This is a genomic window from Lentilactobacillus laojiaonis (assembly GCF_020616595.1).
In the GTDB taxonomy this organism is placed as follows: domain Bacteria; phylum Bacillota; class Bacilli; order Lactobacillales; family Lactobacillaceae; genus Lentilactobacillus; species Lentilactobacillus laojiaonis.
Window position 1 is genome coordinate 465,163 of the sequence record NZ_CP085278.1, and the last position, 12,261, is coordinate 477,423.

Sequence of the window (12,261 nt, forward strand, 5' to 3'; positions counted from 1 at the left end):
TAGGAGGTAGTATTATGCCTGAATTACCTGAAGTTGAAACTGTACGTCGAGGACTAACTGAATTGGTGGTTGGTTCAATTATAAAAAAAGTTGAAGTTCTATATCCGAAGATGATTAATATGACTCCAGAAGAATTTAATATTAATTTGATTGGTCAGACTATCGAAAGAATTGATCGTCGAGGAAAATATTTATTAATTAGATTAAGTGATGATATGACCATTGTTTCTCACCTTAGAATGGAAGGTAAGTACGATGTTGAGCCTGAAGGACAAACGTTAAATAAACATACGCATGTTGTTTTTCATCTAAATGAAAATCGACAATTGCGTTACAATGATACTCGTAAATTTGGCCGAATGGCCTTAGTTAAAACAGGTGAAGAATTTACAGTGGGTGGTTTAAAAACCATTGGTCCCGAACCAACTGAAGAAGATCTAACATTTGACTATATGAAATCGATATTCTCTAAGACTAAGAAACAAATTAAGCCACTTTTACTTGATCAAAGTAAAATCTCGGGATTAGGAAATATTTATGTTGATGAGGTTTTATGGTTAAGCAAAATTCACCCAGAACAACCAGCCAACCTATTATCTGATGATGAAATTAATACATTGAGAATTAATATTATCGAAGAAATTCAAAAAGCCATTGAAGGTCATGGAACTACCGTTCATTCTTATACTAATGCCTTTGGCGAAGCGGGTGGATTTCAAAACTATCTAAACGTTTATGGTAGAGATGGACAGCCATGTTTAAGATGTGGCACACTAATTAAAAAAATTAAAGTTGCTCAACGAGGCACCCACTTCTGTCCTAACTGTCAAAAAGTGCATGGTGAAGTAAATGGCTAAGGTCATCGGAATAACTGGTGGTATTGCTACTGGTAAAACACTAGTTAGCCAATATCTAATATCAAAAGGCTATTTTGTGATTGATGCTGATAAGGCAACACATGATTTACAAAAAAAAGGTACCCAAACTTATAATGAAATTTTAAGCCATTTTGGTAAGGAATATTTACTAGATAATGGAGAATTAAATCGAAGCAAATTGGCAAATTTAGTCTTCAAAAATTCTAAATACTTAAAAATACTTACCCAAATAGTTAATAAAAGTTTACGCCAACAAATAGTTGATTTAATTAATGATCATCAGGATGAAGAAATTATATTTTTGGATGCTCCGACTTTATATGAAGCCGGATATAGTTATTTAGTTGATAAAGTAATGGTAGTTTATTGTGATAGTAAAAACCAATTTGATCGATTATTGAAACGGGATGGTTTAACCTTTACTGAAGCCAACCATCGGTTAAAGAATCAATGGTCTTTAGATATTAAAAAATCATTGGCTGATATTCTAATTAATAATAACGATACAAGTGATCTAACTTATCAACAAATTGATCAATTTTTAGAAGAAAATAGGTGACGTTAATGCACTGTCCACACTGTAATTCATCCCATTTAAAAGTTATTGATAGTCGTCCTACGGAAGATGGCAAAGCCATTCGTAGAAGAAGAGAGTGCGAAAATTGTGAGTTTCGTTTTACAACTTTCGAAAAAATTGAAGTTACTCCATTATTAGTCATTAAGAAGAATGGAAATCGCGAGTCTTTTGACCGTGAGAAAATTGTTAATGGAATAATACAAGCTGCTCAAAAGCGTCCAGTTAGTAGAGAAACTATCGAAAAAGTAGTAGATCACGTTGAGAATAAGATTCATTCAATTGATAAAAAAGAAATTTCAGCTAAACAAATTGGCGAGTATGTAATGGAAGACTTAGAAAGTGTTGATGAAATAACTTATATTAGATTTGCTAGCGTTTATCGCCAATTTAAAGACATGAATGTATTTTTTAATGAATTAAAAGAAATTATGGAAAAAACTAATGCAAAAAAATTAGGGGAATCAATCGATGGGAAATGATCAGATTAATGTTAAATCACAATATATTGTGATTAATAAGTTCATAAATAGCCCAGTTAATTATGAAATTTTAACTAATTTGTATCAACCAATCATTGGAAACAAAGGCTTTAGTCTATATTCGTTATTGTGGTCATTTAGTATTGAAAGCCAACGAAAGATTCGAGTCTATGACTATATTGAACTTCAAAGTATTTTAGATATGGGATTAGATGATATCTTAAAATCTAGAAAAAAATTGGAAGCCACAGGTTTAATTTCAACTTTTACACAAGTTAATAGCAAACGATTAATATATGAAATGCATTTACCACTAACTAGTGAGGATTTTTTTAAAACGGATATATTGTCTTTAATGCTATTTGATTCAGTAGGAGAAGATATCTACAACAAAATTATTGATCGCATTTTAATTAATAATTTGAAATATAAGCCCGATCGAGATATTTCAGCATCTCCCTTAGAGGAATTTTCAATTTCTACAAGTAATTTAAAAAATAAAGCAGACAACTTAGTTAAAATTTCAACGCCAACTACTTCGGTTGATCGTATGAATATTTTAAAAAATAGCGATTTTAATTTTAAATTATTAACTGATATATTGGAAAATAGTTTTATTGATATAGATAGTGTTAAAAAGAATATGAATCTAATAGTTTCAGAGCATTTACTATATGGATTAGATGAAATTGCTTTATCTAAGTATATTAAACAAGCTATTAAGTTAACTGATAATACTTTAGATACTAATAAATTAAGAAAAATTATCGCTAAAAACTTTTCGGAACCAACTAAAAAAGTTACCGAGGAGATGGTGACTTCAACTCCCCAGGCAAATTCTAAAACTGGTAATCAAGCCGTTGATAAATTAATTTCAATGGCGAAAGAAATTGCACCGATTGCATTTTTACAACAATTAAAAAAACAAAAGCATGGTTATGTAGCCGATAATGAGCAACGAATTGTTCGTGAAATTGTTAGTCGACATATATTTTCTAATGAAGTCATTAATATCTTAATTTACCACTTATTAATTGGTGAAAATAACGCTACCTTAAATAAAAATTTAGTAGATACCATCGCTAATGATTGGTCACAAAAAAATGTTCAAACTGCATCTCAAGCCCTAGAGGTTATTAAGCAGCGTAAGCAAAATAAAGTTCAACCTAAAAAGCAATCCAAACGTAAATTAGTAGCTAAGGAGACTTTACCAGACTGGGCTAAATCTACTTCTAGCAAAAATGATTCAGCAACAACTGGTTTAACAGAAAGTCAAAAACAACAGTTACAAAAGCAACTAGATCAACTTAATAAAAATAAATCATAGATAAAGAGGTGAGATTTTGGAAAATATTAGTGAAATCATGCAAAAAATTATGGATAAAAAGGGATTAACTGATCGATATCAACGAATCAATTCAAAAGTTTTAAATGATACGGATATTCAATATTTTTTGAATCAACACCAAAGCGAGTTAACTAGGGATGCTATTAATCGATCATTTTCAAAATTATATGAATATTATGATGTAAAAATGAAAATTGAAAAGGGAGAAAGTTCCTTTGCTCCAGGGTATTTGCCTGAACTAGTTGTGAACGATCATCTAATCGATATTTCGTATGCGGCTTCTCCAGAAAGAATCAAAAAACAAGCTGCTGACCGTATTGAAAAGCGTATTTCAATGATATCAATGCCTAAAGATATTAAGTCAGCCAGTTTAGAAAGCTTTGATCAAAATTCTAATCGTTTTTCTGCATTAAGTAGAGCTTTAGAATTTATAAATACTATCAATGAAAAACAATTTACCCCTGGATTATATATTTATGGACCATTTGGGGTTGGAAAGACCTATTTATTAGGGGCAATTGCTAATGAACTGGCTAAGCTGGGTAAAAACACAACCTTAGTTCATTTCCCTAGTTTTGCCGTTGAAATGAAATCAGCAATTAATGATAATTCAGTTATGGAAAAAATTAATGCTGTTAAAAAATCAGCGATCTTAATGTTGGATGATATTGGTGCTGATTCAATGTCATCTTGGATTAGAGATGAAGTTTTAGGGGTTATCTTAGAGTATCGAATGCAACAAAAGTTACCAACTTTCTTTAGTTCAAATTTCTCCATGGAGCAATTAGAAAATGAACATTTGAGTATAAATCAAAAAGGTGAATTAGAGCCTTTAAAAGCAAAACGTTTAATGCAAAGAATTCGTTTTTTATCTAGAGAAGTGATAATGGATGGAGAAAATCGTCGAGAAATTTATTGACATGCTTAATAATTAATTTTATAATTTTAGTGTTAATTAAGGAGATATGACACATATTTTTTATCAAAGAGAGGGTAAATCTAGTCTGCAAGTTTACCTGTTCAAGGGATATGTGCTACCACTTCTTAAATTTGGATTATTTAATTGTAATCACGGATGGGGTTCCGTTACCAACCTTTAGAGTGCCTATAATTTAGGTAAATTGGGTGGAACCACGCTAATTGCGTCCCTAGTATTTCTTAGAAATACTAGGGATTTTTTTGTGGTTTCAATTTATTAAAAGGAGAATTGACATTATGAAACAACTTTCATTTGAATTTCCAGATGGTAGTATTAAAGATTTTGATGATGGTGTAACAGCTGAAGATATTGCTAAATCAATTTCTATTAGTTTAGCTAAAAAATCAGTTGCCGGTAAATTAAATGGTAATTTGGTTAATTTTAATGAACCACTTCATACCGAAGGTAAAATTGAAATCATTACTAATGATAGTGATGACGGTTTAAAAGTTTTAAGATCAACCGCAGCACAAATTTTAAAAATGGCTATTAAACAAGATTTTAATGACATTTTATTTGGTGAAGCTATAGCTAATGAAGACGGCTTTTTTGTTGATACCGATAAAGTTGGTACTCAAATTAGTGCAGATGAATTAGATCAATTAACTAAATCAATGCAAAATATTGTTAAACAAAATCTTGCAATTGAAACAATCGAACTATCTTTAGATGAAGCTTTATCTTTAGTAGGTAGTGATAATTACCAAGTCGATTTAGTTAATTCAAAAGCAGTTGATCAAAAAGTTAAGTTTTATCAAATTGGTGATTTCAAATCACTTGCTGAATCCCCAGTATTAAGTTCAACTGGTAAAGCTAAAGTATTCCAACTATTATCAGTAGCTGGTGCATATTGGCAAGGTAAATCATCTAACCCAATGTTACAAAGAATTTACGGAACATCATTTTATAAAGCAGGTCAACTTGAAGAAGATCTAAAACGTCGCCAAGAAGCCAAAGAACGTGATCACCGAGTAATTGGAAATCAATTAGATTTATTCTTTGTTGATCCAAAAGTAGGGGCTGGTTTACCTTACTGGATGCCAAATGGTGCCACAATTAGACGTACAATCGAAAGATATATCACTGATCGTGAATTAGCTGCTGATTATCAACACGTTTATACTCCAGTATTAGCTAATTTAGATTTATATAAACAATCAGGTCACTGGGCTCATTATCGTGAAGACATGTTCCCACCAATGGATATGGGTGATGGAGAACTATTGGAATTACGTCCAATGAATTGTCCTAGTCATATTCAAGTATTTAAACACCGTGTACGTTCATATCGTGAATTACCACTTCGAATTGCCGAATTAGGTATGATGCACCGTTATGAAAAATCAGGTGCCTTAAGTGGATTACAACGTGTTCGTGAAATGACTTTAAATGATGGGCATACTTTTGTAACTCCTGATCAAATCCAAGATGAATTCCAAAAAATTCTTAAATTAATGATTTCGGTTTATCATGATTTTGATATTAATGATTACAAATTCCGTTTAAGTTACCGTGATCCTCAAAATACTGAAAAATATTTTGATGATGATGAAATGTGGAATAAAGCACAAAACATGCTAAAAGGTGCCATGGATAGCTTAGGTCTTGACTATGTTGAAGCCGAAGGTGAAGCTGCTTTCTACGGTCCAAAATTAGACGTTCAAACTAAGACTGCTTTAGGTAACGAAGAAACTTTATCAACTATTCAATTAGACTTCATGCTTCCTGAAAGATTTGATTTACACTATATTGGTGAAGATGGTAAAGAACACCGTCCTGTAATGATTCACCGTGGAATTGTTTCAACTATGGAAAGATTCACTGCTTACTTAACTGAAATTTATAAAGGGGCATTCCCAACCTGGCTTGCACCACATCAAGTTACAATTATTCCAGTTAGCCAAGATAAGCATGGAAAATATGCCGAAGAGATTAACGAAAAATTACGTGGCTTAAATATTCGTTCAAGTGTTGAAACTCGAAGCGAAAAAATGGGTTACTTAATTAGGGATGCTCAAACTCACAAATTGCCATATACTTTAGTAGTTGGTGATGAAGAAATGAATGAAGGTAGCGTTTCTGTTAGAAAATATGGAGAAAGTGATGCTAAAGAAGTTTCTTTAGATGACTTCATTAAATATGTTCAAAATGACATTATGACTTATTCACGTAAAAATAATTCAGAAAATACTGTTGAATCAAAACTAGAAAAAGATAAATAGTATTGACAAGCTAGCTAGTATGATGTTATCATCATATAGTTAATAAAAGCAGAAGCTCCCGCTTCTCGCCTAAGTAAATGATACATTTGCTGGGCATGATATCGAGTAAAGGTAACTATACCTTGAAATTTTTTGGGCGGGTAAACTATGTTTATCCGCCCATTCTGCTTTTGATTTATAAATTATGGAGGTGAATTACCATAGCAAAAGATATGTTGGTTAATGACGGCATTAGAGCACGTGAAGTTAGATTAATTGGTGATAATGGTGAACAACTTGGTGTTAAGTCAAGAGATGAAGCCCTTAAATTGGCAGAAGATGCTGACCTAGATCTTATACTAGTTGCTCCTAAAGCTAAACCGCCTGTAGCTAAAATTTTAGATTATGGGAAATATCGTTTTGAACAACAAAAAAAGGAACGTGAATCACGTAAAAAACAAAAAGTTGTTAGTGTCAAAGAAGTACGTTTAAGTCCTACTATTGATGTTAATGACTTTAACACCAAATTGAAGAATGCAAAAAAATTCTTACAAAAAGGTGAAAAAGTACGTGTTTCAATTCGTTTTAAAGGTCGTGCAATTACCCATAAGGAAATTGGACGCAAGGTACTAGATAAAATGGCAGAAAGTACTGCTGATTTTGCTACTATTGAACAAAAACCTAAAATGGATGGTCGCAGCATGTTCTTAATGCTTGCACCAAAAGAAGATAAAAAATAATTTTATCTAAAATTCAAGGAGGAAATAATAATGCCTAAACAAAAAACAAACCGCGCTGCTGCAAAACGTTTTAAGAAAACTGCTAATGGTGGATTAAAAAGTGCTAATGCCTACACTAGTCACCGTTTTCACGGAAAGACTAAGAAACAACGTCGTCAATTAAGAGGTACTAGCATGATGGACAAGACTAACCTCAAACGTTACCGCGAATTATTAGGTTAATAATACACAATTAATTAAAAGTTTTTTTAAATATAGGAGGAATTCATTATGCCACGAGTAAAAGGTGGAACAGTATCACGTTCACGTCGTAAACGTGTTTTAAAATTAGCTAAAGGTTACAGAGGTGCAAAGCATCGTCTATTTAAGACTGCTAAAGACCAAGTAATGAAATCACAAACTTATGCATTCCGTGATCGTCGTGCAAATAAAGGTAACTTCCGTAAATTATGGATTACTCGTATTAATGCCGCTGCTCGCATGAATGGTATGAGTTATAGTCAATTAATGCACGGTTTGAAACTTGCTAACATTGATATGAACCGTAAAATGCTTGCTGATTTAGCTGTTAATGATGCAGATGCTTTTAAAGCATTAACTGATACTGCTAAAGATGCACTTAAATAAGTTTAATTAAAAAACTTTCACCAGCATTGTTTGGTGAAAGTTTTTTTGAATAAATTTAAGTTAATTAATTAAGGAGCTTATATGTTTTCTAAATTCAAACCGACTTGGATGTTTAATAATATATATGCAATAACTCCAGAATTCTTAAAAGCAAATAAGATAACAACTATTTTAACTGACTTGGATAATACCTTAATACCATGGGATACAAAAAAAAGTACTCATCAATTGAAAAATTGGTTAACTGTCATGCATAATAATGGTATACAAGTTATCGTAATTTCAAATAATAGTTTTAATCGAGTGAATTCTGCGATTGCTTCATTAAATGTACCGTTTATTTCACGAGCTTTGAAACCACTAAATTTTGGAATTAAACGAGCCATTAAAAACTATAATTTGAATCCTAATCAAGTGATTATGGTAGGCGATCAGTTAATGACTGATATTTTGGCATCTAACAATAGTGGAGTTAAAAGTATTTTAGTTAAACCATTGGTAGCTAGCGATGCTTGGAATACTAAACCTAATCGAATGATTGAACATGCAATTTGGAAACAATTATATAAAAAATATCCAGACCTTAAATGGCGTTAGGAGGAAAATATGGCAAATACTGAAGATGAAGTAATCATTTATAATGATGAAGTTATAACATGTATTGGTTGTGGCGCTCGAGTACAAACTGTTAATCCGGACAAATTAGGATATACCCCGAAATCAGCTTTAAACAAGGGAATTGAAAGTGGCGAGGTTTATTGCCAAAGATGTTTTAGACTTAGACACTATAACGAAATAACTCCAGTTAGTTTAACAGATGATGATTTCTTGAAATTATTGACTCAAATTCAAGATACTGATTCACTAATTGTATATGTAGTTGATATTTTTGATGTTAATGGAAGTATGATTCCGGGATTACACCGATTTGTTGGTAGTAATCCAGTATTATTAGTGGGTAATAAAGTAGATATATTACCTAGCTCAATTAAATATACTAAAATCAAAGATTGGTTAAGACAGCAAGCCAATGCAGCTGGAATTCGACCAATTGATGTTGAATTAGTATCCGCAAAAACTAGTTTTGATATTGATCACTTATTGAAATCTATTGATAAGTATCGTGATGGAAAAGATGTTTATGTAGTTGGGGTAACTAATGTAGGTAAATCGACATTAATTAACCAAATTATCAAACAATCAACTGGAATTAGTGAATTAATTACTACTTCAAGATTTCCAGGAACCACGTTAGATCAAATTAAAATTCCTTTAGATGATGGAAGAAACTTGATTGATACTCCTGGAGTTATTCAACCTGAACAAATGGCACATTTTTTAAATGGAAAAGATTTAAAAATAGTTTCACCACAAAAAACAGTTAAACCCAAAGTATATCAACTTAATCCAGAACAAACTTTATTTTTTGGAGGAATTGGTAGATTTGACTACAATTCAGGTAACAAAAAACATGGATTTACAGTTTATGTAGAAAACAATCTATTTATTCATCGAACAAAATTAAGCAATGCGGATGAATTTTATAAAAAACATGTTGGTGGTATGTTAAATCCACCAACTGAGGATAACTTAGATGATTTGCCTAAGTTAGTTAGACATGAATTTAAGATTACTAAAAAAAGTGACATAGTCATTGAAGGACTTGGATGGATTACAGTCCCTGAAGGTGTAGTTGTTTCTGGATGGGCTCCCGAAGGAGTTAGTGTATTAGTTCGACCTGCAATGATTTAGAGGAGAAATTATGCAATTAATTGGCAAACAGAAAAGATTTTTAAGAGCTAAAGCTAATCATTTAAGACCAGTATTTTCAATCGGTAAGAATGGATTGAGTTCTATATGGTTAGAAGAAGTTAATAATGTATTAAATAATCGTGAATTAATTAAAGTTAATATTTTACAAAATGCTGATGTAACTACCAGTGATGTAAAAAATTATATTGAACAAAATAGTAATATTAAAGTTGTACAAACAATCGGAAGAATTTTAGTATTATTTAAAGAATCTGATGATCCGGAAAAACAAGATATTTCTAAGGACGTTACTTTGATTTAGAGGTGTAATAATATGCCAAAAACTGTTTTAACAACTAAGAAATTAACTCAACCCCTAACAAGCCAGTCTAACAAACGAAAAAAGATTGGTATTTTAGGTGGTACCTTTAATCCCATACATATGGGACATTTAATAATCGCAGATCAAGTTTTAAATCAGTTAGGGTTATCACAAGTTAGATTTATGCCGGATTATAATCCACCACATATTGACACAAAAATTGCTATCGATGCTAAAGATAGGGTTAATATGATTAATTTAGCGATAAGAGATAATCCAAAATTTGCTATTGAAATGGAAGAAGTAATTCGTGGAGGTACCAGTTATACTTATGACACGATGATTAAGTTGCGACAACTTCATCCAGAAAACGAATATTATTTTATAATCGGCGGAGATATGGTTAATTATTTGCCTAAATGGTACAAAATTGATGAATTGGTTAACCTAGTTCACTTTGTAGGAGTTAAGAGAGAAGATTACTCATTTGAGTCACAATATCCGATTATTTGGGTTGATATCCCTAATATTGGAATTTCTTCGACTGCGATTAGGTCTAATTTGCGTAATAAACAATCGATCAAATATTTAGTTCCTCAGTTAGTTGAAAATTATATTAAGGAGCATCAATTATATGGCTATTGAAATTGAATATACACAAAATTTAATACCTTTTTCACGACTAGAGTTAATAAAATTAGTTAATAGTGCCTTAACTAAGGATCGGTTTGAACACGTTCTAAGAGTTGAACAAACGGCACTTAAATTAGCCGATAAATATAGAGTTAATTTGGAAAAAGCTAGTATAGCCGCTTTAGTTCATGACTACGCTAAGCAGCGACCAGACCAAGACTTTATTAATACGATTCATGAATATCATTTAAGTGATGAGCTTTTAAACTATGGTAATGCTATATGGCATGGAGTTGTTGGCTGGATATTAATTAAAAATGAGCTACATGTAAATGATATTGAGATACTAAACGCAGTTAAATATCACACAGTTGGCAATCGTTATATGACAATGCTTGAACAAATAATTTTTATGGCAGATTATATTGAACCAGGCAGAGATTTTCCGGGAGTAGCGGATGCCCGTGAGATAACCAACGAAAGCTTAACGCAAGGTGTTAAATATCAAATTAAACATACATTAAGCTATTTAGTTGATAATAATAAGCCAGTTTATCCTAAAACATTGGAAACTTATAATAGTTGGGTACCTAATATATAATAAATGAGGAATTTTTAAAAATGGATACAAAAGAGATTGCACAAATCGCAGTTAGAGCTGCAGACAGTAAACGAGCAGAAGATATTGTCGTAATGGATATGGAACAAATCAGTTTAATGGCTGATTACTTTGTAATTGTTGATGCTAACTCAAATCGTCAAGTTAAATCAATTGCAGAAGAAATTGTTGATCAAGTTGAAGAATCTGGAATTGATGTTAAAAGCATTTCTGGAAAAGAAAGTGCTAAGTGGATTTTGATTGATTTAGGTGATGTAATTATCCACGTATTCCAAAAAGATGAACGTGAATACTATAACCTAGAAAAATTATGGTCAGATGCTCCATTAGTTAATATTACCGAATGGATTGAAGATTAATCATGATATATAAGGAGTTTGCTGAATTTTATGATGAATTATTTGATCCAGAAATGTACAGTGGCTGGTTCCAATATTTAACAAATTCAATTAATCAAAACTCATCAATTTTAGATTTAGCCTGTGGTAATGGTAAATTAGCCATTATGCTGGCAAAAGACAACTATGAGGTTTCAGGAGCAGATTTATCAGGTGAAATGTTATCGATTGCAGATCAGCATGCTAGGGAGGCCCAGGTAACCATCCCATTTTATGAATTAGATATGCGTAATTTATCAACTATTGGCAATTACGATGTCATTACTTGTTTTGATGATTCATTAAACTATTTATTGAATTTAAAAGATTTAGAACTAGTATTTAGCGAAGTGGCTAGTCACTTAAATCCTAAGGGAAAATTTTTATTTGATGTTATTACTCCCTATCAAGCTAATGAAGTTTATCCCGGCTATATGTACAATTATCGAGATGATGAAAGAATCTTTATGTGGACCAGCTATGCTGGCGAATTTGCTAAAAATTCCGTTGAACATGAATTAACCTTTTTAATGTATAACGAACAAAAGGATGCTTTTGATGAATATAATGAATTACATCAAGAAGTAACTTTTGAGGTTGAAACTTATCAAGAGTTGCTTAAAAAGGTTGGATTTAAGAATATAACTATTACAACCAATTTTGGCAAAGATCCTTATGAAAAAAATATTAAACGTTGGTTTTTTGAATGCCAACTGTAGGTGATAATTA

General features: G+C 31.6%; 16 protein-coding genes and 1 other annotated feature. All 16 genes read left to right on the forward strand.

The window, feature by feature from the left end; genetic code table 11:
• Positions 1–14 precede the first annotated feature (14 nt).
• The 16 genes from mutM (at position 15) to LHL71_RS02520 (ending at position 12,251) form a co-directional block, all read left to right on the forward strand.
• Entirely contained in the window at positions 15–857 is an 843-nt protein-coding gene (mutM, locus tag LHL71_RS02445) for a DNA-formamidopyrimidine glycosylase (protein ID WP_227361438.1), read from the forward strand.
• Entirely contained in the window at positions 850–1,437 is a 588-nt protein-coding gene (gene coaE, locus LHL71_RS02450) for a dephospho-CoA kinase (protein ID WP_227361439.1), read from the forward strand. Before mutM ends, coaE begins: the two co-directional genes overlap by 8 nt.
• A gap of 5 nt (positions 1,438–1,442) precedes the next feature.
• Positions 1,443–1,934 (forward strand): transcriptional regulator NrdR, encoded by a 492-nt coding sequence (nrdR, locus tag LHL71_RS02455; protein ID WP_227361440.1) that lies wholly within the window; start codon positions 1,443–1,445, stop codon positions 1,932–1,934.
• Entirely contained in the window at positions 1,924–3,261 is a 1,338-nt protein-coding gene (locus tag LHL71_RS02460) for a replication initiation and membrane attachment family protein (protein WP_227361441.1), read from the forward strand. Before nrdR ends, LHL71_RS02460 begins: the two co-directional genes overlap by 11 nt.
• 16 nt (positions 3,262–3,277) lie before the next feature.
• Entirely contained in the window at positions 3,278–4,201 is a 924-nt protein-coding gene (gene dnaI, locus LHL71_RS02465) for a primosomal protein DnaI (protein WP_227361442.1), read from the forward strand.
• Positions 4,202–4,497: 296 nt separating this feature from the next.
• Positions 4,498–6,483, forward strand: coding sequence for a threonine--tRNA ligase (gene thrS, locus LHL71_RS02470; protein WP_227361443.1), 1,986 nt, complete (start codon positions 4,498–4,500; stop codon positions 6,481–6,483).
• A gap of 40 nt (positions 6,484–6,523) precedes the next feature.
• Positions 6,524–6,656 (forward strand) — a sequence feature (ribosomal protein L20 leader region).
• A gap of 21 nt (positions 6,657–6,677) precedes the next feature.
• Positions 6,678–7,202, forward strand: coding sequence for a translation initiation factor IF-3 (gene infC, locus LHL71_RS02475; RefSeq protein WP_227361601.1), 525 nt, complete (start codon positions 6,678–6,680; stop codon positions 7,200–7,202).
• A gap of 30 nt (positions 7,203–7,232) precedes the next feature.
• Positions 7,233–7,424: a 50S ribosomal protein L35 gene (gene rpmI, locus LHL71_RS02480; protein ID WP_227361444.1), complete on the forward strand. Its 192-nt coding sequence runs from the start codon at positions 7,233–7,235 to the stop codon at positions 7,422–7,424.
• Between the two features lie 48 nt (positions 7,425–7,472).
• Positions 7,473–7,829 (forward strand): 50S ribosomal protein L20, encoded by a 357-nt coding sequence (gene rplT / locus LHL71_RS02485; RefSeq protein WP_227361445.1) that lies wholly within the window; start codon positions 7,473–7,475, stop codon positions 7,827–7,829.
• An 81-nt stretch (positions 7,830–7,910) separates the two neighbouring features.
• A complete protein-coding gene (locus tag LHL71_RS02490) occupies positions 7,911–8,426 on the forward strand; it encodes a YqeG family HAD IIIA-type phosphatase (protein WP_227361446.1) in 516 nt (171 codons plus the stop codon).
• A gap of 9 nt (positions 8,427–8,435) precedes the next feature.
• Entirely contained in the window at positions 8,436–9,581 is a 1,146-nt protein-coding gene (gene yqeH / locus LHL71_RS02495; protein ID WP_227361447.1) for a ribosome biogenesis GTPase YqeH, read from the forward strand.
• A 10-nt stretch (positions 9,582–9,591) separates the two neighbouring features.
• Positions 9,592–9,903 (forward strand): ribosome assembly RNA-binding protein YhbY, encoded by a 312-nt coding sequence (gene yhbY / locus LHL71_RS02500; RefSeq protein WP_227361448.1) that lies wholly within the window; start codon positions 9,592–9,594, stop codon positions 9,901–9,903.
• 12 nt (positions 9,904–9,915) lie between these two features.
• Positions 9,916–10,548: a nicotinate-nucleotide adenylyltransferase gene (locus LHL71_RS02505; protein WP_227361449.1), complete on the forward strand. Its 633-nt coding sequence runs from the start codon at positions 9,916–9,918 to the stop codon at positions 10,546–10,548.
• Positions 10,538–11,137: a bis(5'-nucleosyl)-tetraphosphatase (symmetrical) YqeK gene (yqeK, locus tag LHL71_RS02510; RefSeq protein WP_227361450.1), complete on the forward strand. Its 600-nt coding sequence runs from the start codon at positions 10,538–10,540 to the stop codon at positions 11,135–11,137. Before LHL71_RS02505 ends, yqeK begins: the two co-directional genes overlap by 11 nt.
• Positions 11,138–11,157: 20 nt before the next feature.
• The gene (rsfS, locus tag LHL71_RS02515; RefSeq protein ID WP_227361451.1) at positions 11,158–11,514 is read left to right on the forward strand and encodes a ribosome silencing factor; all 357 of its coding nucleotides are present in this window, start codon (positions 11,158–11,160) and stop codon (positions 11,512–11,514) included.
• Between the two features lie 2 nt (positions 11,515–11,516).
• Positions 11,517–12,251 carry a class I SAM-dependent DNA methyltransferase gene (locus tag LHL71_RS02520; protein WP_227361452.1) on the forward strand — a complete coding sequence of 245 codons (735 nt, stop codon included), beginning with the start codon at positions 11,517–11,519 and terminating at the stop codon, positions 12,249–12,251.
• Positions 12,252–12,261: the final 10 nt, after the last annotated feature.